The sequence below is a fragment of the Paracandidimonas soli genome (assembly GCF_004342005.1).
GTDB classification, from domain to species: Bacteria; Pseudomonadota; Gammaproteobacteria; order Burkholderiales; family Burkholderiaceae_B; genus Paracandidimonas; species Paracandidimonas soli.
Genome location: NZ_SMBX01000002.1, coordinates 575,147 through 599,463, shown reverse-complemented (window position 1 = coordinate 599,463; position 24,317 = coordinate 575,147). Strand labels below are relative to the sequence as shown.

The window sequence follows — 24,317 nt, the reverse complement described above, 5'->3', positions numbered from 1 at the left end:
ATTGTAATGTCGGCCGATGCCGGAACAGCCTAGAATGAAAGGTTGGCAAACTTGCGGAGGTGCGCGATGTGGCGCTGTCTCATCATCGAGGACGATCCTGTCAATGCCCGTTATCTTGCGGAGGGTCTGCGCGAACTTGGGCATGTGCCGGTCGTTTGCGAAAACGGGCCCGAAGGCCTGACGCGTGCGCTCGAGGACAATTATGACATCCTTATCCTGGACAGGCTGCTGCCCAACGATGTGGATGGGCTCTCCATTCTGAAGACTTTGAGAGGGCTGGGCAAGATGACGCCCGTGCTCGTCCTCAGCGCCCTGACGGGACTGGACGAGCGCGTGCGCGGCCTGAAGGCGGGCGGAGACGACTATCTGACCAAGCCGTTCGCCTTTCCCGAATTGCTGGCGCGGATGGAGGCATTGATCCGGCGTTCGGCATCGGGTCCCGACGTCAATATCCTGCAGGTGGCCGACCTGCGCGTGGATCTGGTGGCCCGCAAGGTGGAGCGCGGAGGCCGCCATATTCCATTGCAGCCGCGCGAATTCCAGCTGCTGGCGTATCTGATGAAAAACACCGATCAGATCGTGACGCGCACCATGATGCTTGCCGCTGTCTGGAATTACCACTTCGATCCGCAGACCAACGTGATCGATGTGCAGATAAGCCGCTTGCGGCAGAAAGTGGACGGCGGCTTCACTCGCTCGCTGATCCACACCATACGCGGATCCGGCTACATGCTGTCCGAGCGCCTGAATGCGCAGGAACGGACGGATGGCGAGCGCGTATGAATTGGCGCAACCTCTGGCACCTGACCAGCGACTCGGTCGCCCTCAGGCTGACCTTGTACGCTGGCATGCTGGCGGTGGTGACCTCGATGCTGCTGCTGTCCATCTTTTACGTTCAGACGGCCTCCGTGCTGGAAGCGCAGTTCTCCAGGCAGGTGACCGCCACGGCGCAGCGTCTGATGGCGCATTTCGAGCAGGGAGGGCGGGATGCCCTGATCAGGGAAATTGCGCTGGAGCTGACGGACCAGGTCAACGCGGAAACGGAAGTCCTGATGCTGATGGACGAGAAGGGCGAGAAGCTCGCCGGGAACGCGCTAGGCTGGCCGTTTCCGGATCCGCTCGGCGATACGGGCGAAATCCACCATGTGGAGCTGAATGGCCATCCTGTGGACGCTTATTCCGTTGCGCGCAGGCTGCCGGACGGCTCCCGCCTGATCGTGGGACAGGACATCAGGGACCTGCATCAGATGACGCAGCGCCTCAATCGCCTGCTATTGCTGGCGGGGGCCTTCGTCCTGCTGGTGACGGCGCTGGGTGCTTTCCTGTTTCGGCGCGCTTTGCAGCAGCGCGTGGAGGTCATACGCAGAACGGCGGCGCAGGTCAGCGACGGCCTGTTGAATGAGCGCGTGCCGGTATCGCGCTCGCAGGACGAGTTCGCCCTGCTGACGCACGATATCAACCACATGCTGGACCGGATAGAGCGCCTGATGACCGGAGTCAGGCATGTGTCGGACTCCGTCGCGCATAATCTGCGGACGCCCGTCGCCCGCATTCTGCTGACGCTGCGGCCCGCGCTGAGGCCGGACAGTACGCAGGCGGAGCTACGCCAGGCGGCGGAATTCGCGGCATCCCAGCTGGAGGAGCTGGGCAAGATAATGGAAAAGCTGCTGCAGATAGCGGAACTCGAATCCGGCATGCGGCGCACCGTGTTTTCCTATGTGGATTTCGGCGCGGTTGTACGCGATGTAGTGGAGCTGTATTCCGCCTTCGCCGAGGACTCCGGCACCAAGGTGGTGCTCGAAGAGCCGGGAGGCATCATCGTCGAAGGCGACAGGGATCTGCTGGCCAGCGCGGTGGCGAACTTGATCGACAATGCCCTGAAGTACGCAGGCGAGACGGCGGTGGTGAATGTGACACTGACCAGCAGGTCGGGGCGGGCGATATTGACCGTGGCGGACAATGGGCCCGGCATTCCGGAGGACAAGCGCGGCAAAATCGGGCAGCGTTTCTACCGTGCGGGACGTACCGGCGAGGGCTATGGCCTGGGACTTGCCAGCGTCGTGGCCATCGTCAGGCTGCATTCCGCCGAGTTCCGGATTCTGCCTTCGGCGAAAGGTGCGGTCATCGAACTGGATTTTCCCCGTTCCTGCCTGAGCTGAGAGGCGGGTGTCGTAGATCCCGGCAGCCATGGGCTGCCGGGGGTCTCCTATGTTGCGGCTGATTTTTCTGCGGATGTGAACCAGCATATTGGTTGCCATCGAGGCATCGGGGCGATTCATTGCCGAGCGGTAATGATCCACTCATCTTTTCCGGAGCCGCTTTTTCTTACCATACTCGATCGGCGTCGGAGTGCGCCGATGCGGAAGGCGTTTGCCTGCCCTTCGGGCAGGCAAACGCCTTGGAAACCATTGATAGGTTTCAAACTCAATATTCGACAACCACTAAGGAGACAACTGCATGCGTAGAGTTGACTACCGAGACTTGATCGGTGGCGGCCTGACCACGCTTGCCGGGGCTGCGGCGATGTACCACTCATTGACTGCATTCAACGTCGGCACGGCCGCCCGGATGGGACCAGGCTATTTCCCCGCCCTTGTAGGCGGCCTGTTGGTGCTGTGCGGGGTCATGATACTGATCCCTGCGCTGCTGCGTGCGGGGCCAAGACCATTCTTCGAATTCAGGCCGCTGTTCTGGATCAGTCTGTCGGTGCTCGCATTCGCGCTGCTGGTGCTTCCGTTTGGTCTGGTGCCCGCGATCATCGTGCAGAGCGTCCTCGCCGGCATGTCGGATTGCAAACTGTCCTGGAGAGGTTCGCTGATTCTCGCCGGGAGTCTCTCCGTCGGAGCGACCCTGGTCTTCAAAACAGGTCTGGGAGTCATTCTTCCGGCCTTTGCCTGGCCCTGGTAGGAGAAGATAAAGATGGAACTGTTTGACAATGTCATGCTGGGGCTGACGACAGCGTTCGCCTGGAACAATCTTCTCTGGTGCATCATCGGCGTATCGCTTGGCACGCTGATCGGCGTGATCCCGGGCGTAGGGACCCTGGCGACAATGTCGCTGCTGTTTCCGATCACCTACGTCCTGGAACCTACTGCCGCGCTGATCATGCTGGCCGGCATCTGGTATGGCAGTACCTACGGTGGATCGACAGCCTCGATCCTGTTGAATCTTCCGGGAACGCCAGCCAACGCCGTGACGTGCCTGGATGGGTTTCCGATGGCCAAACAGGGACGGGCTGGTGTCGCTCTGCTGATGACGACCGTTGCCTCCTTCTACGGGGCCACTGTCGGTATTCTCATGATGATGCTGTTTTCTCCACTCGTCGCTGAGGTCGCGTTCAAATTCGGTCCTGCCGAGTATTTTTCGATAATGGTGCTGGGCCTGGTGGCGGCCTCTGTAGTGTCGTCCGGTTCCGCGATCAAGGGCATCACCATGGTCGTGGGCGGTGTCCTGCTCGGGCTGGTAGGTACTGACGTCAATTCCGGTGTGGCTCGCTTCGATTTCGGATTTCCCGAACTTCAGGACGGCGTGCAGATCGTCGCACTTGCCATGGGTCTGTTTGGCCTTACCGAAATCATCGCCAGCATCAATCATGTGAAGTCGGCCGACCGCAAGATCGACGTATCGATGAAGGCCATGCTGCCAACGCGTGATGAGATAAAGCGTTCCTGGGGACCCATGGCCCGTGGATCGGGTCTGGGATCGTTCTTCGGCGTGCTGCCCGGCGTGGGACCTACCGTGGCCGCCTTCATGGCCTATGCGCTCGAGAAGCGGACCTCGAAGACGCCCGAGCGCTTCGGCCGTGGAGCGATCGAGGGCATCATGGCTCCGGAGTCGGCCAACAACGCGTCGGACCAGGCGTCCTTCATCCCGACGATGACGCTTGGCATTCCCGGCAGTGTGACGATGGCGTTGATCATCGGTGCGTTGATGGTCCACGGTATCCAGCCCGGACCACAAATGCTGACAGAGCACCCCGACATGTTCTGGGGCCTGGTGATGAGTTTCTGGATCGGCAACATCGTCCTGGTGATCCTGAACGTGCCGATGATCGGCCTGTGGGTTCGTGTGCTGACGATTCCATATCACATCCTCTACCCGGCGATCGTGATGTTCATCTGTATCGGCACGTATGCGGTCAACAACAACGTCTTCGATGTCTATGCGGTTCTGGTGTTCGGCATTGCCGGCTACGTACTGCGGGTGCTCGACTTCGAACCCGCTCCACTGCTGCTCGGCTATGTATTGGGCCCGATGCTGGAGGAAAACTTCCGGCGTGCCATGCTGCTCTCGCGAGGCAGCTTCCAGGTCTTCATCGAACGCCCGATCAGCATGTGGGTGCTGCTCCTGACGGCAGTCTTGCTGGTGTGGGGCGTGTGGAGCAGCCTGCGTCAGCGGTCGAGCGCGACTATGCCCCAGGCATTGGAGTCGAATTGATCCACACCAGCGTGATGCTGATCGCTATTTTGATGCTGTCCTCATGGCGTCAACGGCGACTGGCGCAGGACTGCTGAAATGAAAACGAAACCAGCGGCCGGTAAATGCCGGCCGCTGGAACTGCGGTTTTCCAGTTGGTGCTTTTCCCCGCAATGCCGTCTGGCCTCTTGCGGGATTTTTTTTGTCTAGCGCACCAGATGCAGGAAGGATTGATGGCGATGCGGGGAGAAGAGTCAACCCTTGACCCGGACGATTTTCTGTACCTGCGGCACATGCCGGATGGCGCGGATCACCTGCGCCAGGTGCTTGCGGCTGTCCACCTGGACCGTCAGGTGCAGCACGCCGCTGGACATGGCGTCGTCCTGCATCGTCAGGTGGATGATGTTCGAATCGGCGCGGGTGACCTCGGCGGCAAGCCTGCCCAGCACGCCGCGCTCGTTGAGCAGTGTGACATCCAGGCGGGTCGTCAGGTGGCGCGCCGTGTTCTGGTCCCATACGACGGGGATCCAGCGTTCCGGCTCTTTCTGGCGCTGGCGCTGGGCGACCGGGCAGTCGTCCATGTGGACGACCAGCCCATGCCCGAGCCGGATGCCGCCGATGATGGCGTCGCCGGGCAAGGGGCCGCAACAGGGAGCCAGTTGCACCGCCTGGCCTTCGTTGCCGTGGATGACTATGGGCGCGCTGGTAGCGGAAGTCAGCTCGTCGACCTCGGCCGCGGTCGTGGCGAGCAGTGTGTTTTCAGGCGAGAAGCGGCGCGCGACCACGGCTGCCAGGCGCTTGCCCAGGCCGATGTCGGCCAGGATTTCCTCGCGCGATACGGCGCCGGATCCCTTGGCCAGCTTTTCCCATTCGGGATCGTCGGGCGCCGGGTGGGGCAGGTGCAACTGGTCGAATGCCTGGTTCAGCAGGCGCTCGCCGAAGGCGACGGATTCTGCATACTTGACTGTGCGCAGATAGTGGCGGATTTCCGAGCGCGCGCGTCCGGTGCGCACATAGTTAAGCCATTGCGCGCTGGGGCGCGAAGCCGCCGATGTGATGATTTCGACCATGTCACCGCTCTTCAGCTCGGTACGCAGCGGGGCAAATTCGCCGTTGACCTTGGAGGCGACGGCCTTGTTGCCGATGTCGGTGTGAATGGCGTACGCGAAATCGACGGGCGTAGCGCCGCGCGGCAGCGACAGGATTTTCCCCTGGGGCGTGAAGACATAGACCGAGTCGGGGAACAGGTCGACCTTGACGTGCTCCAGGAATTCACCGGAATCGCCCGTCTGGCTTTGAATGTCGAGCAGCGATTGCAGCCACTGGTGCGTGCGCTTTTGCATGTCGCTGAGCGTGGTGCTGGAATCCTTGTAGAGCCAGTGCGATGCGACGCCTTCTTCGGCGACGTGATCCATGTCGTGCGTGCGGAACTGGAATTCGACGGGCGTGCCGTACGGGCCGACCAGCGTGGTATGCAGCGACTGGTAGCCATTGAGCTTGGGGATGGCGATGTAGTCCTTGAACTTGCCGGGAACGGGACGATAGAGTTGATGCAGCGTGCCCAGCGCCAGATAGCATTCAGGCAAGGTATGGACGATGACACGGAAGCCGTAGATGTCGAGCACTTCGGAAAACGTCTTTTTCTGTTCGACCATCTTGGTGTAGATGCCGTAGAGCGATTTTTCGCGGGCGCTGAGCTCGGCTTCGATGCCGGCGGCCGGCAGCGCCGAGCGCACGGTCTCGGCGATCTTGCTCAGTACTTCGCGGCGGTTGCCGCGCGCGGCGAGCAGCGCCTTGTGGAGTACGGCGTAGCGATTGGGGTAGATGGCCGCGAAGCAGAGATCCTGCAGTTCGCGGAACAGCGCATTCAGGCCCAGGCGATGCGCGATGGGCGTGTAGATTTCCATGGTTTCGCTGGCGATGCGGCGGCGCTTTTCTGCGCCGACCGCGCCGAGCGTGCGCATATTGTGCAGGCGGTCCGCCAGCTTGATGAGAATGACGCGCACATCGCGCGACATGGCCAGCAGCATTTTGCGGAAGCTTTCCGCCTGCTGTTGCGCCTTGGTGGCGAACTCCAGGCGCTCCAGCTTGGAGACGCCGTCGACGATCTCGGCGACATCGGTGCTGAAGCGTTCCGCCAGTTCCTGCTTGGTGACATCCTGGTCTTCGATGACGTCGTGCAGGAGCGCGGCCATCAGCGAATCGACGTCCAGCTTCCAGCCGGCACAGATTTCAGCGACCGCGATGGGATGAGAAATGTACGGCTGGCCGCTGGCGCGAAATTGTCCGAGGTGCGCCTGATCGGCAAATCGGTAGGCTTCCTTGACGCGCTCTACATCCTTGGGGTCGAGGTACTGGCTGATGATGCCGGTCAGCGTGGCGAGGGACGCGATGGCGGAGGCTGGATGCTGCGAGCCGGCTTCTCCCGGCTGGGCCTGGGAGGCTCCGGGAGAGGCGTTTTTTGCGGATTTGCGTCGGCGCAGGCGCGAGCCTTTCTTCAGGACGGCCAGAAGGCCGGAAGATGCTCCGCGTAATGTAGTGAATGCCATGCACCGACCCCGCTTTGATCAGGTGGGAACTTTACGCAGCATTTCCTGGCCGGTGGCGCCGGCTGCGATTTCGCGCAGCGCCGTGACTGTGGGCTTGTTGCGCGACTCGATACGCGGCTCGTGGCCTTGCGCCAATTCACGGGCGCGGTAGGCGGCGGTCAGCGCCAGGTTGAAGCGATTTGGGATTTTTTCCAGACAATCTTCGACGGTGATGCGTGCCATATTGATATTCCTGTGGATGTGTATGTAATTCAAACGGGGGCCGAGCGAACGCCCAGTTGCGAAAACAGTTCGGCGTGCCTGGCGGCCTGCTTCCCGTAACGCAGGCGCGTGGCGGAAACAATCTGGGAAAGCTCTTGGAGTGCTACGCTAAATTCTTGATTAATAATAACATATTGAAACTCTGGCGCGTGCGACATTTCACTGCCGGCGGCCAGCAGACGGCGGGAAATGACGTGTTCCGCATCCTGGCCCCGGTTTCTCAGGCGGGCCTCCAGCGCTTCGATGGAAGGCGGCAGGATGAAGATGCCCACGGCCTCGGGAAAATGGCGGCGCACCTGCTGCGCGCCCTGCCAGTCGATTTCCAGGATGACGTCCTTGCCCTGGGCGAGGGACTCATCGATGCGATCGCGCGGCGTTCCATAGAAATTGCCATGGACTTCAGCCCACTCGAGCAGGGCGTTGTCGTTGCGCAGTGCGTTGAATGCGTCGACGCTGACGAAGCGGTAATGGCGATTGTTCTCTTCGCCGGGGCGAGGCGGGCGCGTGGTGCAGGAAATCGACAACACGAACTGTGCGGGATCCTGGGCGATCAGTGCATTGACCAGGCTGGACTTGCCGGCCCCGCTGGGGGCCGCGACCATGAAAATGGAACCGGACGATTCAGACATTCGGAGATTTGCGAAGGCAAAGATGACAAGGATAGCAAATTGTAAGGGAGCATGGGCTCAGACGGCCAGGGTGGCGATGACCGGCGTATGGTCCGAGGGCTGCTCGTTGCCGCGCGGCGCTTTGTCGATTTCGCAGGCGACGCAGGCCTGGGCCAGCGGGGCGGACAGCAGGATGTGGTCGATGCGCAGGCCCGCGTTGCGGCGAAAGGCGAATCGGCGGTAATCCCACCAGGAGAAGCTTTTCTCGGGCTGGGGGAACAGGCGGAAGGCGTCGCTCAGTCCGAGGGACAGCAGTGCCTGGAAGGCTTGGCGCTCGGGTGGCGAGACCAGCACATCGCCTTCCCACTTGGCAGGGTCGTGCACGTCCTCGTCGGCGGGAGCAATGTTGTAGTCGCCCAGGATCGCCAGCCTGGGATAGCGCTTCAGCTCTTCCTGCAGCCAGCGGTTCAGCGCCTCGTACCACTGCAGCTTGTATATATATTTGTCGCTTTCCAGCGACTGGCCATTGGGGCAATAGGCGCAGACGACCCTGATGTCGCCCAGCGTGGCGGCGATGACGCGCTGTTGCGGATCCTCGAAGCCGGGAATGTTCTTCTGGATATCGGTTCCCGGGGCCGGGGTGACGATAGCCACGCCGTTATAGGTCTTCTGGCCGGCCCAATGCGCCGTGTAGCCGATTTCCTGGAAAGCGTCGATGGGAAAGAATTCATCGCTGAGCTTCAGTTCCTGCAGACACAATGCATCGACGGGATTGGCGCGCAGCCAGTCGAGCACCTGCGGCAGGCGTACTTTCAGCGAATTGATGTTCCAGGTGGCAAGCTTCATTTGATTTAAATTCTATTTATATCAGTTGGTTGGGTTGGATCATTCAACTGATTTATAAGGATTGGCGAGTGCCTGGCTCCCCAGCTGCGGCGCATTGGGGATGCGGCCCTCATGTTGCGTGGATGCCACTATAGCATCCGCGCGTCCCGGCGTGACGGGGCGCGGCCGGGCATATCCGGCTTGGGGCATAATGCGACATTGATCAATACGCAATGAACGCGCGTGATGTCGACGCCGTCCGCATCGTGCGCGCCAGTATCCGGAGCCCTCAGATTTTGGACAAACTTGAATTCGAACCGCCGACGCTTTCGGAAAGCGGCGGCATACGCTATTTGCATTTCGGCACGGAATGGATCCAGGGCGCCATGCGTTCTTCCAGGCCGTCCGAGCTGGTGCTGGACTATACCCAGCAAATGATGGCGTGGCTGTTGTTTCTGGAGCCGAAGCGCTCCGATACACTGGGGATTCTCGGGCTTGGGGCTGGGTCGCTGTTGCGCTTTTCCCTGCGCCACATGCCTTGCTCTGCGGAGACGGTAGAGTGGAATCCGCAGGTGACGGCCGCCTGCCGGGCTTGGTTCCGCCTGCCGGGATCCGATCGCTCGACCATCACGCATGCGGATGCGGGTGAATGGGTGCTGGACGCGGACAATCACGGACGCTTCATTGCGCTGATGGTAGACCTCTACGACGCCTCGGCCCAGGGGCCGGTGCGCGATTCCGAGGATTTCTACCAGGGCTGCTACCACGCACTGGCCGATGCAGGCGTGATGACGGTCAATCTGTTCGGCTACCATGATAGCTATGCTCGCAATCTGGCCAACATAAAGGCGGCTTTCCAGGGAAGGGTGCTGGAACTGCCGGAGGACGAGGCGGGCAATCGCATCGTCCTGGGGTTGAAAGGGCCGTTGCTGAGAATCCCGGTCGCGCAATTCATCGACAGGGCGGAGCAGGTGGAAAGGAAATACGGCCTGCCTGCGGTGCGCTGGGCGCGCGCCTTGCTGCAGGGGCGCGGCGGCGCGCGCAGCGCGACTTTTTGACCACAGGCCCAAGCGCAAGCCTCTTTGCCGGAAAACGCACGGAGCATGCAATAATTCCGCGACGGGCGGTACGCCGCCTGGCAGGGATATCCCCTGAAGAACTTTGCGCGCAGGCACGATAGACTTGACCGGATGACCCCGGCTGGCGCTGCGCCCGTCTCATATGCATCCACTTGAGGAAGGAGTTTTTGCATGAAGTCCGTCAAATTGGCATTGGGCGTTGCAGCCCTGGCAGGCGTTGTGGCGCATACCGCCGTGCAGGCGCAGTCCGTCGCCGTCACATCCATCGTCGAGCATCCCGCTCTCGATTCGGTCAGGGACGGCGTGAAGAAAGCGCTCGAGGACGCCGGCTACACCGAAGCCAAGGGCCTCAAATGGCAGTTCCAGACGGCGCAGGGCAATACCGCCATCGCGGCGCAGATCGCCCGCAAGTTCGTGGGAGACAAGCCGGACGCCATCGTCGCCATCGCTACGCCTTCGGCTCAGGCGGTCGTTGCCGCCACCAAGACGATTCCCGTGGTCTATTCCGCCGTAACCGACCCCGTGGCCGCGCAACTGGTTCCGTCGCTGGAGCCTTCGGGCACCAATGTGACCGGGGTATCCGATGCGCTGGCGCTGGAGAGGCAGGTCGAGCTGATCCGCTCCGTCGTGCCCGACGCCAAGCGGGTGGGCATGGTGTACAACCCCGGCGAAGCCAACTCTGTCGTCGTGGTGGAAAGGCTGCGCGAGCTTCTGCCCAAGTCTGGCATGACACTGGTCGAGGCGACGGCGGCGCGTACGGTCGATGTCGGCGCCGCAGCCCGCAGCCTGGTCGGCAAGGTCGATGTCATCTATACCAATACCGACAATAACGTCGTGTCCGCATATGAAGCCCTGGTCAAGGTCGGCAACGACGCCGACGTGCCCCTGGTTGCGTCGGATACCGACAGCGTCAAGCGCGGCGCCATCGCCGCGCTGGGCATCGATTACTACGATATCGGCCTGCAGACGGGCAAGCAGGTCGTGCGCATCCTGAAGGGCGAAGCGCCTGGCGCGATTGCTTCGCAGACCAGCGACAATCTGCAACTGTTCGTCAATCCGGGGGCTGCGAAACAGCAGGGCGTCACTCTGTCGGAAGATTTCATCAAGTCCGCCAGCCAGGTTGTAGAATAATCGGCTTTGCCGCAGCCAGGCCGTCCGGAGCATCGCGCCCACCAGAGACGAAACCGGGCAGGCGGCATCCGCCTATCATCAAAAATGAAACCTCCGCGCGGGCGGACGCCGAACCGGTTGTCCGCCCGCCTGACTGACTTCGCATTATGTCGATCTACTCACTTTGGGGCGCCCTCGAAATCGGGCTTATCTTCGGCCTGGTCGCACTGGGCGTGCTCATTTCGTTCCGCATACTGCGCTTTCCCGACCTGACCGTGGATGGCAGCTTCCCGCTGGGCGGGGCCGTGGCCGCCACGCTGATCAGCATGGGCAGCGATCCCTTCCTGGCGACGCTGGTCGCCACCTGTGCGGGAGCGCTTGCGGGCATGGTGACGGGCTGGCTGAACGTCAAGCTGAAGATCATGGACCTGCTCGCCAGCATCCTGATGATGATCGCGCTGTATTCCATCAATCTGCGCATCATGGGCAGGCCCAATGTGCCGCTGATCACAGAGTCCACGGTATTCACCGTGCTGCAGCCCGAGGCGGTGCCTGATTATGTGGCGCGGCCGCTGATCCTTCTCGCCCTGGTCATCGTCGTCAAGCTGCTGCTCGACTGGTATTTCGCCACGAGGAACGGCCTCTCCATGCGGGCGACGGGCTCCAATCCCAGGATGGCGCGCGCGCAGGGCGTGGCGACAGGCAGCATGATCCTGGTCGGCATGGCGCTGTCGAATGCCTTGTGCGCTATGGCGGGAGCGCTGTTCGCCCAGTCCCAGGGCGGCTCCGATATTTCAATGGGGATCGGGACCATCGTGATCGGCCTGGCCGCAGTCATCGTCGGCGAAAGCATCATGCCGTCGCGCAGATTGGTCGTCGTTACGCTGGCGGTCATCGTGGGCGCGGTGCTCTATCGCTTCTTCATTGCCCTGGCGCTGAATGCCGATTTCATCGGCCTGAAGGCGCAGGACCTGAACCTGGTGACTGCCGTCCTGGTCACCGTTGCGCTGGTGATCCCCCTGATGCGCCAGCGCATGCGTAGTAACAATAAGAAGAGGGCCTGACATGCTGCGCGTCGACAATATCCACATTACTTTCAATGCGGGCACGCCGATCGAGACCAGGGCCCTGCGCGGCCTGTCGCTGCATATCCCCGAAGGCCAGTTCGTTGCGGTCATCGGTTCCAATGGCGCTGGTAAATCCACGCTGTTAAATGCTGTTTCGGGCGATATCGGCATCGACAGCGGCGCCATCCATATCGATGGCACGGATGTTACGCGCCAGTCCGTATGGGCCCGGGCGGGCTCCGTGGCGCGGGTGTTCCAGGATCCCATGGCGGGCACTTGCGAGGACCTGACCATCGAAGAGAACATGGCGCTGGCCAGCGCCCGCGGCGAGCGCCGGGGATTGGGGGCCGCGGTCAAGTCCTCGATGCGCGAGCTGTTTCGCGAGCGTCTCGCCACGCTTGGCCTGGGCCTGGAAAACCGACTTACGGACAGGATAGGCTTGTTGTCGGGAGGGCAGCGCCAGGCGGTCAGTCTGCTGATGGCCGCGCTGCAGCCGTCTCGGATTCTCCTGCTGGACGAGCACACGGCGGCGCTGGACCCGCGCACCGCGGACTTCGTCCTGCAGTTGACGCGGCGCATCGTAGAGGACAGCGGCCTGACGACCATGATGGTGACGCACAGTATGCGCCAGGCGCTGGATATCGGCGATCGCACCATCATGTTGCACCAGGGGAACATCGTGCTGGATGTTTCCGGCGAAGAGCGCAAGAGCCTCGATGTCCCCGACCTGTTGGCCATGTTCGCCAGGGTGCGCGGCGAGCAACTGGACGACGATAAGCTGCTGCTGGGATAGGAATGGCGGCGCTTGCCTCGCCATTCAGGAAAGCAACAACAGAAGCCTGTTGCGTGATGAAAACTGTTCCTGTCAAAAATGAATCTTTTTTGATTCATTTTTTAGGGGCATCCGTATTTTCCCTTGCTTTTCGCTTTATACTCTCGCTTTGCTCATACCCAAGAATGCACACCATTCGTACGCCTCAGGGTGTATCGTCGCGCGGGAGTCCTCCATGTTTCATCAATATCTGCCGTCCAGGCGGAAAGTTGGCCGTATTATTCTTCCTTTGGCTGCGGTATTCGTCCTGGCGTCATGCTCGGACAAGCCAGCGGACGGAGGCGCTCCCGGCGGCATGAAGGTGCCGGTCAGCGTCATTACCGTGGAGCCTTCGCGCGCCGAGATGTTCGCCGACCTGCCTGGCCGGGTGGAAGCCATCCGTGATGCGCAGATCCGCGCCCGCGTCACGGGCATCGTGACCGGCATCCATTTCGAGCAGGGCAGCGACGTCAAGGAAGGGCAGTTGCTCTTCACCATCGATCCCGCGCCCTACAAGGCTGCCCGCGACCAGGCGGCCGCCATGCTCAAGCAGGCGCAGGCGGATGCGGGCGCCGCGCGCACGCTGTCCAAGCGCTACGAAACCCTGATCAAGGCGAACGCCGTCAGCCGCCAGGACTACGACAACGCCGTCGCCCGGACGGCGCAGGCCGATGCCGCAATCGCTTCCGCGAAAGCGGCGCTGCAGGCGGCGGACATCGACCTGGGCTACACGAAAATCACCTCACCGATCGATGGCCGCATCGGCAAATCGCTGGTGACGGAAGGCGCGCTGGTCAGCGCGTCGTCGGCCACACAGCTTGCCACCGTGCAGCAGCTGGATCGCGTCTATGTCGATTCCATGCGTTCGACGGCGGAGCTCGCGCAATTGCGCAAGGCTATCGCCGACGGCACGCTGAAGCAGGCCGGCGATGGCGCCGCGCAAGCCCAGGCATTGATGGACGGCGGCGAGCTCTACGCGGAACCTGGCAGGCTGCTGTTCTCGGGCGTGTCGGTGGATCCCACGACAGGCCAGGTCGTGCTGCGTTCCGAATTCCCCAACCCGGACAAGATCCTGCTGCCGGGCATGTATGTGCGCGTCAGGCTGCAGCAAGGCATCGATGAAAAAGCGTTGATGGTGCCGCAGCAGGCCCTGCAGCGCACGGCCGACGGACGCAGCAGCCTGATGCTCGTCAAGGACGGCAAGGTTGCGGTTTCTCCCGTGCTCACGGGCCCTTCCATGAATGGCAAGGTGGTCGTCACCAGCGGCCTGCAGGCCGGCGATGCGGTGATCGTCGAGGGCTTCCAGAAGATCAGGCCGGGCGCGCCCGTCCAGCCCATGCCGTGGAAAGCGGACGGCGCGCAACAGCAGCCGAAGCCGGACCAGCCCCAGGGCGGAGAGCAGCCGGCGGGGCAGGCGGGTTGATCCGCGTCATCGAGGTATCGCGGAGCGGCGAAGCGGCCGCTCCAACTCCAGACAATGCTATCCAGGTGAGCACACATGCCACAGTTTTTTATTGAGCGTCCTATCTTTGCGTGGGTTGTGGCGCTGGCCATCGCTCTTGCGGGGTTGATGTCGCTGCCCAGCATGCCGGTGTCCCAGTACCCGGCCGTCGCTCCTCCCGCCATCGAAATCAGCGCGACCTATCCCGGCGCTTCGGCCGAGGATGTCTCGCAATCGGTCGCCAGCATCATCGAGAACGAGCTCAACGGCGCCAAGGGGCTGCTGTACTATGAGTCCGTCAGCGACTCGTACGGCAGCGCCCAGATCACGGCGACTTTTGCGCCCGGCACGGATCCCGACATGGCGCAGGTCGACGTGCAGAACCGCATTTCCAACGTGACTGCGCAACTGCCGGCCGCGGTGATGCAACAGGGCCTGAAGGTGTCCCAGACCAGTACCGGCTTCCTGATGGTGGTCACCTTGTCGTCGAGCGATGGTTCCGTCAGTGCGATGGAACTGGCCGACTACATCACACGCAACATCCAGAACCCGATCTCGCGGGTTCCGGGCGTGGGCAAGTTCCAGCTGTTTGCGGCGCCTCGCGCGATGCGAGTCTGGGTCGATCCTGACAAGCTGGTCGGATACGGCCTGAGCATCACTGACGTCAACAATGCCATCGCCGCGCAGAACCTGGCGGTGTCGGCGGGTATTGTCGGCTCGCCTCCCAATCCGATCGAACTGCGTGTGTCCGCGCCGGTCGTGGTCAACGGCGAGCTGGAATCCGTGGCCGAATTCGAGAAGATCGTCCTGCGCTCCAATACGGACGGTTCCATCGTGCGCATGTCCGACGTGGCTCGCGTCGAGGTCGGCGCTGACAGCTACCAGTTCGGCGCGCGCCTCAATGGGCAGCCCACGGCCGCGTTCGCGCTGTCGCTGTCGCCGACGGCAAATGCGCTGGCGACCGCCGATGCCGTCAAGGCCGAGATGGAGGAACTCTCGAGATTCTTCCCCGGCAATATCGAATACACCATTCCCTACGACACCGCGCCGTATGTGGGCGTCTCCATCGAGCAGGTCGTCCACACGCTGCTCGAAGCCATGGTGCTGGTGTTCCTGGTGATGTTCCTGTTCCTGCAGAATGTCCGCTATACGCTGATTCCGGCGCTGGTGGTGCCGGTCGCCATGCTGGGCGCTTTCGCCGTGATGTATGCGCTGGGCTTTTCCATCAACGTGCTGACCATGTTCGCCATGGTGCTGGCGATCGGGATTCTGGTCGACGACGCCATCGTGGTGGTGGAAAACGTCGAGCGTATCATGGTCGAGGACGGGCTTCCGCCCAGGGAGGCCACCAAGAAGGCCATGCCGCAGATCAGCGGGGCCATCGTGGGCATTACACTGGTCCTGAGCGCCGTGTTCCTGCCGCTGGCCTTCATGAGCGGCTCCGTGGGCGTGATCTACCGGCAGTTCTCCGTCGCCATGGCCGTGTCCATCATGTTCTCAGGCTTCCTGGCGCTGACCTTCACGCCGGCGCTTTGCGCCAGCTTCCTCAAGCCCATTCCCAAGGGACACCACGAAGAAAAGAAAGGCTTCTTCGGCTGGTTCAACAGGGTGTTCGGCCGTTCGACCAACGCCTACGAGGGCTGGGTGACGCGCAGCCTCAAGCGCGGCGGGCGCATGATGTTCATCTACCTGGCCCTGGCCGTGGTCATGGGCTTCCTCTACCTGCGCTTGCCCAGCGCCTTCCTGCCCCAGGAAGACCAGGGCTATGTCATTGCCAATATCGAGCTGCCTTCGGGTTCCACGGCCAATCGCACGATCGATCTGATCGAGCAGGTCGAGGGCTATTTCATGAACCAGCCCGAGGTGGAAAACATCATCGCCGTACAGGGCTTCAGCTTCAACGGCAGCGGGTTGAACGCCGCCATCGCCTTCGTGACCCTGAAGGATTTCGCGGAACGCAAGGGCGCCGAGCATTCGGCCGAAACCGTCGCCAACAAGGCGATCGGCAGCCTGCTGTTCGGCCTGCCCGATTCCATGACCTTTACCATCGTGCCGCCGGCCATTTCCGAACTGGGCAATGCATCGGGCTTCGACGTGCGCCTGCAGGATCGCGCCTCGTCGGGGCATAATGAATTGATGGCCGCGGCGCAGCAATTGCTGGCGCTGGCCGCCGAAAGCCCCGTACTGGCCGACGTGCGCATCACGGGACTGGGCTCCGGTCCTCAGGTGCGACTGACCGTCGACCGTGAAAAGGCGGCCGCGCTGGGCGTCAATTTCGCCGAGGTTGCGCAGTTGATTTCCACATCGGTGGGCTCCAGCTACATCAACAAATATCCCAATATGGGACGTTTGCAGAACGTCTGGGTACAGGCCGAAGGCTCTCATCGCGCCACGCCGGAGTCCATCCTGAAGCTCAATGCCAGGAATGCGGCGGGCGAAATGGTGCCTCTGTCCTCGTTCGTCACCCTGGACATGGAAACGGGTCCGGTGCAGATCGTACGCTACAACAGCTATGAATCGATCCGGATCGGAGGAGGCGCCGCGCCCGGATACTCCTCGGGCGACGCCATGCAGGAAATCGAGAATCTGATGGCCAAGCTTCCCGACGGTTTCGGCTATGAGTGGACCGGGCTGTCCTACCAGGAACGCCAGGCGGGCGCGCAGAATGCCATTCTGCTGACGCTGTCGATGCTGGTGGTGTTCATGGTCCTGGCCGCCCTGTACGAAAGCTGGGCCATTCCGCTGTCTGTCCTCATGGCCGTTCCTCTCGGTATGCTGGGCTCCGTCGGCCTGGTCTCCGCGCTCGGCATGCCGAATGACGTCTACTTCCAGGTGGGGCTGGTGACCGTGATCGGGCTGGCGGCGAAGAACGCCATTCTGATCGTGGAATTCGCCAAGGATATCTACGCGGAGGAGGGCGATCTCCTGAAGGCGACGATCCATGCGGCGCGCCTGCGTTTCAGGCCCATCCTCATGACTTCGTTCGCCTTCATCCTGGGCGTGGTGCCGCTGATGCTGGCCACGGGCGCGGGCGCCGCCAGCCAGAATGCGGTGGGCTTCGGCGTGTTCGGCGGCATGCTGGCGGCGACGCCGCTGGCGGTGCTGTTCGTGCCGACATTCTTCGTCGTGATCCTCAGGCTCTTCAAGACCAAGCCCAAGGTATTCAGCGATCACGGGTTCAGCCATCATGAGGCATCCGAGGGAGCAGTCGCTTCGCAGGCCGGAAAGCAGGGAGACCAGGCATGAGCCAACGTATGTTTGTCCGTTCATCGACAGCCGTCGCCGTCATGCTGGTGATGGCGGGTTGCTCGCTGGCTCCGCGCTATGAGCAGCCGGAAAGCCCCGTACCGGGCGCTTTCCCGTCCTATGGCCAGCAGCAGGAATCCGGGGCGGCCCAGGCCGCGGCGGATCTCGGCTGGCGTGAAATGTTCCGCGATCCCCGCCTGGCGGAACTGATCGGGATCGCGCTGGAAAACAACCGCGACATGCGCATCGCCGTCCAGCGCGTCGAGGAAGCGCGGGCGCAGTACGGCATTGCGCAAAGCGACCGTTTCCCGACGCTCGGCATCGGCGGAACAGGGCAGATCACGCGCTATCCGCCGGACCTGCGCGCCGCCGGCCCCGACTCGCCCAGCGTCAGCCGCGTCTACCAGGCGGGCGCCGCCATGACCTCGTTCGAGATCGATTTCTTCGGGCGTGTCAGGAATCTTTCCGAGGCGGCCTACCAGCAGTACCTGGCTACAGGGGAGGCGCAGCGCACGGTCCAGATCAATCTGATCGCGCAGGTGGCGGAAGCTTATTTCCGCCAGCGCATGGCGGAGCAGTTGTCGGACTTGATCCAGAAAACGCTGCGTGCGCGCCAGGCCACGCACGACCTGGTGCGCGCCCGATTCGACGCGGGCGTTGCATCCGAGCTGGATGTGCACCAGTCGCAAAGCCAGCTGGATACGGCCAGGGCGGATCATGCCTCGACCCTGAGGGCCCGCGAGCAGGCGAGCAATGCCCTGAGCCTGCTGCTGGGTACGACTCCGCCGGCCGACCTGCCCGAGGCGGCCGAATTCGGCAGGGATCAACTGGTGGCGAGCCTGCCCGCGGGCCTGCCGTCGGAACTGCTGCAGCGCAGGCCGGACATCTTGGCGGCGGAGCATGCCTTGCGTGGTGCGAACGCCAATATCGGCGCCGCGCGCGCAGCGTTCTTCCCCAACATTTCCATCACAGGTCTGCTGGGCTTTGCCAGTCCGCAACTGGGCGGACTGATGGGCAGCGGCAACCGTTTCTGGCAGTTCTCGCCGCAGGTGCAGATGCCTATCTTCTCAGGCGGCGTGGCGGGCAACCTCGCGCTGGCCGAGGCTCGCAAGCATATTGCCGTGTCCGAATACGAGAAGTCCATACAGACGGCCTTCCGCGAAGTGGCCGATGCGCTGGCGGGCGAAGCCACCTATGCCCGGCAGGTCGAGGCGCTCAAGTCGCTGGAGAAATCCGCACACGACGCCCTGAAGCTGGCGCAACTGCGCTATGAGACGGGCATCGACAGCTTCCTGCAGGTGCAGACGGCCGAAGTGACGTTCTACGAAGCGCAGCAGGCGCTGCTGCAGACCGGCATGGATGCGCTGCTCAATCGGGTAACGCTGTACAAGGCCCTGGGCGGCGGATGGACGGAAAACACCGTCCTGGCTTCGCAGGGCATGGTCAACGCTCAGGAAAATCAGGAACGGCAATGACGTTTTTTTCGGGTATGGCAGGCGCCGATATCGAGCTTGGCGTCAATATCGATCATGTCGCCACTTTGCGCCAGCAGCGGCTGACGGCCTATCCGGATCCCGTGCGGGCCGCTCTGGTGGCGGAGGACGCGGGCGCCGATCTCATTACGCTGCATTTGCGCGAAGACCGTCGTCATATCCAGGACACGGATGTGGCGCAGATGCGCGCGCAGATCCGCACGCGCATGAATCTGGAGTGCGCCATTACCGCGGAAATGCTGGATCTGGCCTGCAGGACCAAGCCGGACGATGTCTGCCTGGTTCCCGAAAAACGAGAAGAGCTGACGACGGAAGGCGGGCTGGACGTGCTGGGCCATTTCGACCAGGTCGGCGATGCGGTGAAGCAGTTGCAGGACGCCGGCATCCGCGTGTCGCTGTTCATCGATCCCGAAACGGCCCAGATCGAAGCGGCGCATCGCAGCGGCGCCACGGTCATCGAGCTGCATACCGGCGCGTATGCGGATGCCGCTGATGCGGCAGTTCAGGCGGCGGAGCTGCAGCGCGTGCGCGAGGCCGTCGTCGCGGGCCTGTCGCTAGGCCTTCGCGTCAATGCCGGACACGGACTGCACTACGAAAACGTATCCGCGGTCGCGGCCTTGCCGGGAATATCGGAGTTGAATATCGGCCACGCCATCATCGCCCGCGCCGTGTTCGATGGCCTGGACAAGGCCGTGCGCGACATGAAGGCGCTGATGCGCAGCGCCTGTCGGCAATCCGGATCCGGCCTGTAAACTGTCGCCATGATACTGCTTTGCGCTGGCTGGCAAAGCAGCGGTTTCGATACGCGGGTCCTGGGTTCGCCGGATATCGTCATTGTTTCATAAGGGTTTGCCATGTCATCGACCAGTTCTCCCATCGATTTCCTGCTGTCGCGCAGGTCCGTCAAGTTCGTGCAGGCTCCGGCGCCTTCGCAGGAAGAGCTGGAGCAGATCCTCCAGGCGGCCATGTCCGCGCCGGACCACGGCAAGCTGCGGCCGTGGCGCTTCAAGCTGATACAGGGCGAGGCCGTCGGCAAGCTGGCCGATACCGCCTTCCGCGCGCAAGCCGAGGCCGGCTCGCCGGTGCCGGAGCAGAAGCAGCAGTCCGTACGCGGCTGGCTGGCCGAGGTGCCTTTGATGCTGGCAATAGCCTGCAAGCTGGACCACAGCAATACCAAGATCCCGGAAGACGAGCGCCTGCTGGCTACCGGCGCCGCCGTCATGAACATCCTGAATGCAGCGCATGCACTGGGCTATGGTGCTTTCTGGAGCACCGGCCTCGGGACCTATACGGATGCGGTGCCTGAGACGCTGGGCTTCGACAGCCTGGAATACCGCTTCATGGGCTTCCTGGCGATCGGGACGCCCATCGACGAGCAGTTCCCGATGACACGGCCCGACCATCGACAGTTCGTGTCCGAATGGACGGGGGAGTGACGGCGGCACTCAGTGCCTGCCGATAGCGTCATGCCTACTGCGGACTCATTGGAGCCGGGCCTGCGGGCTTTGCTGCGGATGGCAGCCCTCGCGGCCGCCATGCTGCTCCCGCTGCCGGCATTGCCGGCGGAGGCGGATGCGCTATGGAATGCGTCCGGCACCAGCGGCGCGTTGACGGCTCCGGGGCGAGAGGTTTCCCAGCATTTTTCTCCGGAAGCGGATGCGTCCATTCCGGCGGGCGCCAAAGTGACGCGGGTCAATGCAACCCGCCGATATGAATCCAATGCCTGGCTGAAGACGGAGCTGTGCGCGGCATCCACGGGCCAGTGCATCGAAATGCATGGTTCTTCCGTGACGACGGGTGCTTTCCAGGGCCAGCCCGCGGCGCAGGCCTTTTTCCTGCGACATCAGGTGCGGCAGTGGGCGGGCAGCAGCCCGCCCCTGTTCATCCGCAGCAGCGTGACTGTGTGGTACCGGCCGTAGACGGCGCTTTTTCATCAGCGGCCAGCAACAGCGTGCCTTCCATCAGGCGTTCCAGGATAGGACAGTCGGGGCGATGATCGGCGCGGCATCCCTTGACCAGATGGCGCAGGGAATCCGCCATCTGCTGCAGGCCAGCCGCCTTGGCTTCCAGTTCCTGGATGTGCTCCTGGGCCAGCCGCTGGACGTCGGCGCTGGCGCGGTTCTTGTCCCGCCACAGAGCCAGCAGCGACATGGTCTGCTTCAGCGAAAAACCGAGTTCGCGGGAGCGGCGGATGAAGCGCATTTCGTTGATGTCCGTTTCATCGTAGATGCGGTAGCCGGCGCTGCTGCGTTTGCTGTCCCGCAGCAGTCCCGTGCTTTCGTAGTAGCGGATCATTTTCGCGGAAAGTCCGGATGTGCTTGCCGCCTGCCCGATATTCATGCTGTCGCGCCTGTGTCGTGAAACGAAGACAAGTCTAAACCTTACCATGAAGTGAAGGAAGAGCTTGCCCTTGCCATCGTGGCAAGGTTTAGACTTGACGGGTTTCTTAATCATTCATTATCAGGAGAACTCCATGACACTGAAGTTCGAGGTTCAGGACATGACTTGCGGCCATTGCGTGCGCACCATCACCGAAGCCGTCACCGCAGCTGTTCCTGGCGCCGTCGTCAGCGCGGATACCGCTACGCATATCGTCATCGTGGAAACCGATGCGGCATCCGACGTGGTCGAGAAGGTCATTCGCGAAGCGGGCTACACGCCTCAGGCGCGATAAACCCGGCTGCGCGGCGTATAGCCGCGCAAGTCCCGAAGGTGCTCAGCGCGCGGTTTCCGTGATGAGTTGCCTGGCCGTTTCCGTCAGGGTGTCGATGGACTCTCCGTCTGATGCCAGAAAGCGCGCCTTGCCCCTGCTGTCGAAGAAATAGATGCCGCGGCTGTGCGTGACTTCGTAGTTCCGGCCTTCGGGGCCGGAGGGTCTTGCCATCTGGTAGGAAACACGGTAGCGCTTGGCCACGGCGGCGATCTGGCGCTCGGTGCCTGTGAGTCCAACGGCATCGCTGCCGAAAGCTTCAACGTAGGCCTGCAGCATGTCCGGCGTGTCGCGATGCGGATCCACGCTGATGAATACGATGCGGACTTTGTCCGCGTCGTCGCCCAGGCTCTGCCGGACCTGGGCGAGCTGGGCCATCGTAATGGGGCAGATGTCGGGACAACTGGCGTATCCGAAGAACAGCATGACGACTTTGTTCTTGAAGTCGGCTTCGGTAACCGCGGGGTTGCCGGCGCTGCTCAGCGTGAAGCGCAGGTCGGGCAGGAAACCGCCCACCTTGTAGACGGCCGAGGCTTGCGCGGCCCCAAGCCCGCCCAGTTGCAGCATGGCTGTCAGCAGAAGGGCAAGCAGGGATCGCATCGGGCAGTTCCTTTGGTTCAGGCCGCTTCCGCCATGCCGCTATGGCGCAGCAGCGCATCGATGGAGGCGGGGCGTCCGCGGAAGGCTTCGAAGGACTCCTTCGCGGGACGGGAGCCTCCGACCGCCAGGATTTCGTCGCGGAAGCGCGCGCCGGCAGCGCTATCGAGAACGCTGCCGTTGCCGGCCCGGGCCTGTTCCTCGAACAGGGCGAAGGCGTCCGACGACAGGACTTCCGCCCATTTGTAGCTATAGTAGCCCGCGCCGTAGCCGCCTGCGAACAGGTGGGAGAAATTGTGCGGGAAGCGATGCCATTCCGGCGGAAACAGGACGGCGACGTCCTTGCGGGTTTCCTGCAGCACATCCATGACTTCCTGGATGGAAAGGCCTTCGGGCCGGGTATGGATGCGCATGTCGAACAGCGAGAACTCCACCTGGCGCAGCAGCTGCATGCCGCTCTGGAAGTTGCGCGCGGCCAGCATGCGGTCGTAGAGTTCGCGCGGCAGGGGTTCGCCAGTTTCCACGTGGGCGGATAACTGGCCGATCACGGACCATTCCCAGCAGAAGTTTTCCATGAACTGCGAGGGCAGTTCGATGGCGTCCCATTCGACGCTGGCAAATGGTGACGCACCGGGTTCGTCCACCTGGGAAAGCAGCGCATGCAGCGCGTGGCCGCTTTCATGGAAGAGCGTGATGACATCGTCGTGTGTCAGCAGCGCGGGGCGGCCGTCCTGGGGCGGCGTGAAGTTGCAGGTAAGATAGACGATGGGGGTTTCCAGCCGGTTTGCCGTGCGCTTGCGCGAACGTTCACTGTCGACCCAGGCGCCGCCCTGTTTGCCGGGGCGCGCATAGAGGTCCAGGTACAGGATGCCTTGCGTGTCGCCCTGGCCGTCCAGCACGCGCCAGGCGCTGGCGTCCTTGTGCCATACCGGAGCCTGCAATGGTTCGAAACGCACGCCGAACAGCGTGCCGGCGACGTCGAACAGCCCTTGCAGGACGCGCGGCTCGGTGAAGTACTGGCGGACTTCTTCTTCGGAATAGTTGTAGCGCTGCTGGCGCAGGCGCTCCGCCGCGAAGCCGTTGTCCCAGGGCTGCAGGTCTTCCAGTCCGAGATGCTCGCGGGCGAACTCGCGCAGTTCGGCCAGGTCGCGTTCGGCGTAGGGTCGGGCTTTTCTGGCGAGATCGTTGAGGAAATCCTGCACCTGCTTTGCGCTGTCGGCCATGCGGGTTTCGAGGCGCAGCGCGGAAAAATCGCCATAACCCAGCAGCCGCGCCTCTTCGGCGCGCAACGCAAGCAGCTGTTCGATCAGCGAAGAGTTGTCCAGCTCGGGATTGCCTTGCTCGGATGCGATGGTGCCGTAGGCGCGATACAGGGTTTCGCGCAGCTTGCGGTTCTCGGCGTACTGCATGACGGGCAGGTAGCAGGGCATTTTCAGCGTCAGCTTCCAGCCGTCCTTGCCGTCGTCGGCCGCCGCCTTGCGGGCCGCTGCGACGACGTCGGCCGGCAGGCCCGCCAGTTCCTGCTCGTCGGAGACGATCAGCGACCAGCGATCGACGGAGTCCAGCACGTTTTCGGAGAACTTCTGTGATGCCTGGGCCTCCAGGTCGGAGATCTCGGCATAGCGCTCGCGCTGCTCGCCCTGCAGCTCCACGCCGCTGAGCCGGAAGTCGCGCAAGGCCAGGTCGATGATGCGCTGGCGCACCGGAGACAGGCTGGCGAAGTCCGGGGCTTCGCGCAGGCGGCGGTATTGCATGTACAGGCCGTGATGCAGCCCTACCCAGGTCGAGAATTCGGTGACCTTGGGCAGGCATGCGTTGTAGGCGGCGCGCAGTTCAGGCGTATTGACGACGGCATTCAGGTGTCCCACGGCCGACCAGGCGCGCCAGAGGCGGGCCGAAGCGGTTTCTAGTGGTTCGACGACGGTATCCCAACTGGCATCGATCGTGGGGTCCGCGGCGTGCTCGACGGCGGCGCGGGCCTCGGCCATGAGGCTGTCGATGGCAGGCTCGATATGCGCCGGCTCGATGGCCGCATAATCGAGCAGGGTGTCGATGGGAACATTCAGGGGATTGCGGGACATTGTTGCCTTGATTCAGATGGGAG

21 protein-coding genes and 1 pseudogene are annotated in these 24,317 nt (G+C 62.6%); 15 read left to right on the top strand and 7 right to left on the bottom strand.

Going from position 1 to position 24,317, the window contains the following annotated elements; genetic code table 11:
* The first annotated feature begins 66 nt into the window (after window positions 1–66).
* The 4 genes from EV686_RS06410 to EV686_RS06395 all read left to right on the top strand — a co-directional run bounded on the left by EV686_RS06410 (window position 67) and on the right by EV686_RS06395 (window position 4,437).
* Window positions 67–783: a winged helix-turn-helix domain-containing protein gene (locus EV686_RS06410; protein ID WP_132474648.1), complete on the top strand. Its 717-nt coding sequence runs from the start codon at window positions 67–69 to the stop codon at window positions 781–783.
* Window positions 780–2,159 carry an ATP-binding protein gene (locus EV686_RS06405; RefSeq protein ID WP_132474646.1) on the top strand — a complete coding sequence of 460 codons (1,380 nt, stop codon included), beginning with the start codon at window positions 780–782 and terminating at the stop codon, window positions 2,157–2,159. Before EV686_RS06410 ends, EV686_RS06405 begins: the two co-directional genes overlap by 4 nt.
* 298 nt (window positions 2,160–2,457) lie before the next feature.
* Entirely contained in the window at window positions 2,458–2,907 is a 450-nt protein-coding gene (locus EV686_RS06400) for a tripartite tricarboxylate transporter TctB family protein (RefSeq protein ID WP_132474645.1), read from the top strand.
* 12 nt (window positions 2,908–2,919) lie between these two features.
* A complete protein-coding gene (locus EV686_RS06395) occupies window positions 2,920–4,437 on the top strand; it encodes a tripartite tricarboxylate transporter permease (protein ID WP_132474643.1) in 1,518 nt (505 codons plus the stop codon).
* Between the two features lie 233 nt (window positions 4,438–4,670).
* Here EV686_RS06395 and EV686_RS06390 read toward each other — a convergent pair whose 3' ends face one another.
* The 4 genes from EV686_RS06390 to xth are packed head-to-tail and all read right to left on the bottom strand — an operon-like array spanning window position 4,671 to window position 8,680.
* Window positions 4,671–6,965 (bottom strand): RelA/SpoT family protein, encoded by a 2,295-nt coding sequence (locus EV686_RS06390; RefSeq protein ID WP_132474641.1) that lies wholly within the window; start codon window positions 6,963–6,965, stop codon window positions 4,671–4,673.
* Between the two features lie 18 nt (window positions 6,966–6,983).
* The gene (rpoZ, locus tag EV686_RS06385) at window positions 6,984–7,187 is read right to left on the bottom strand and encodes a DNA-directed RNA polymerase subunit omega (protein WP_132474640.1); all 204 of its coding nucleotides are present in this window, start codon (window positions 7,185–7,187) and stop codon (window positions 6,984–6,986) included.
* Window positions 7,188–7,216: 29 nt separating this feature from the next.
* Window positions 7,217–7,855: a guanylate kinase gene (gmk, locus tag EV686_RS06380; RefSeq protein ID WP_132474638.1), complete on the bottom strand. Its 639-nt coding sequence runs from the start codon at window positions 7,853–7,855 to the stop codon at window positions 7,217–7,219.
* Window positions 7,856–7,912: 57 nt separating this feature from the next.
* Window positions 7,913–8,680, bottom strand: coding sequence for an exodeoxyribonuclease III (gene xth, locus EV686_RS06375; protein ID WP_132474637.1), 768 nt, complete (start codon window positions 8,678–8,680; stop codon window positions 7,913–7,915).
* Between the two features lie 275 nt (window positions 8,681–8,955).
* On the opposite strand from xth, the gene EV686_RS06370 reads away from it, so the two are divergent.
* The 10 genes from EV686_RS06370 (at window position 8,956) to EV686_RS06325 (ending at window position 20,825) form a co-directional block, all read left to right on the top strand.
* Window positions 8,956–9,717 (top strand): class I SAM-dependent methyltransferase, encoded by a 762-nt coding sequence (locus EV686_RS06370; RefSeq protein ID WP_243650766.1) that lies wholly within the window; start codon window positions 8,956–8,958, stop codon window positions 9,715–9,717.
* A gap of 192 nt (window positions 9,718–9,909) precedes the next feature.
* Window positions 9,910–10,869: an ABC transporter substrate-binding protein gene (locus EV686_RS06365; RefSeq protein ID WP_132474635.1), complete on the top strand. Its 960-nt coding sequence runs from the start codon at window positions 9,910–9,912 to the stop codon at window positions 10,867–10,869.
* Window positions 10,870–11,015: 146 nt separating this feature from the next.
* Complete coding sequence (locus tag EV686_RS06360) at window positions 11,016–11,912, top strand: ABC transporter permease (RefSeq protein ID WP_132474633.1); 897 nt, start codon at window positions 11,016–11,018, stop codon at window positions 11,910–11,912.
* Window position 11,913: 1 nt separating this feature from the next.
* Window positions 11,914–12,708 (top strand): ABC transporter ATP-binding protein, encoded by a 795-nt coding sequence (locus tag EV686_RS06355; protein ID WP_132474631.1) that lies wholly within the window; start codon window positions 11,914–11,916, stop codon window positions 12,706–12,708.
* Between the two features lie 214 nt (window positions 12,709–12,922).
* Entirely contained in the window at window positions 12,923–14,149 is a 1,227-nt protein-coding gene (locus EV686_RS06350) for an efflux RND transporter periplasmic adaptor subunit (protein ID WP_132474630.1), read from the top strand.
* Window positions 14,150–14,224: 75 nt separating this feature from the next.
* Window positions 14,225–17,413 (top strand): efflux RND transporter permease subunit, encoded by a 3,189-nt coding sequence (locus EV686_RS06345; protein ID WP_132474628.1) that lies wholly within the window; start codon window positions 14,225–14,227, stop codon window positions 17,411–17,413.
* Window positions 17,410–18,888 carry an efflux transporter outer membrane subunit gene (locus tag EV686_RS06340; protein ID WP_132474626.1) on the top strand — a complete coding sequence of 493 codons (1,479 nt, stop codon included), beginning with the start codon at window positions 17,410–17,412 and terminating at the stop codon, window positions 18,886–18,888. The genes EV686_RS06345 and EV686_RS06340 overlap by 4 nt, the downstream gene beginning before the upstream one ends.
* Window positions 18,885–19,658, top strand: coding sequence for a pyridoxine 5'-phosphate synthase (gene pdxJ / locus EV686_RS06335; protein ID WP_377748084.1), 774 nt, complete (start codon window positions 18,885–18,887; stop codon window positions 19,656–19,658). Before EV686_RS06340 ends, pdxJ begins: the two co-directional genes overlap by 4 nt.
* 102 nt (window positions 19,659–19,760) lie before the next feature.
* Entirely contained in the window at window positions 19,761–20,342 is a 582-nt protein-coding gene (locus EV686_RS06330; protein WP_132474625.1) for a nitroreductase family protein, read from the top strand.
* A gap of 30 nt (window positions 20,343–20,372) precedes the next feature.
* Window positions 20,373–20,825, top strand: a complete 453-nt coding sequence (locus tag EV686_RS06325; RefSeq protein ID WP_132474623.1) for a flagellar protein FlhE — start codon at window positions 20,373–20,375, stop codon at window positions 20,823–20,825.
* 43 nt (window positions 20,826–20,868) lie between these two features.
* Here the strand turns inward: EV686_RS06325 and cueR are convergent.
* Window positions 20,869–21,246: pseudogene (cueR, locus tag EV686_RS06320) on the bottom strand (Cu(I)-responsive transcriptional regulator); the annotation flags it as partial.
* A gap of 133 nt (window positions 21,247–21,379) precedes the next feature.
* Here cueR and EV686_RS06315 point away from each other — a divergent pair.
* Complete coding sequence (locus tag EV686_RS06315; RefSeq protein ID WP_132474619.1) at window positions 21,380–21,580, top strand: heavy-metal-associated domain-containing protein; 201 nt, start codon at window positions 21,380–21,382, stop codon at window positions 21,578–21,580.
* A gap of 42 nt (window positions 21,581–21,622) precedes the next feature.
* On the opposite strand, the gene EV686_RS06310 is transcribed toward EV686_RS06315, so the two are convergent.
* A complete protein-coding gene (locus tag EV686_RS06310) occupies window positions 21,623–22,216 on the bottom strand; it encodes an SCO family protein (protein ID WP_132474618.1) in 594 nt (197 codons plus the stop codon).
* 17 nt (window positions 22,217–22,233) lie between these two features.
* Window positions 22,234–24,294 carry a M3 family metallopeptidase gene (locus tag EV686_RS06305; protein ID WP_132474616.1) on the bottom strand — a complete coding sequence of 687 codons (2,061 nt, stop codon included), beginning with the start codon at window positions 24,292–24,294 and terminating at the stop codon, window positions 22,234–22,236.
* Between the last annotated feature and the right edge of the window lie 23 nt (window positions 24,295–24,317).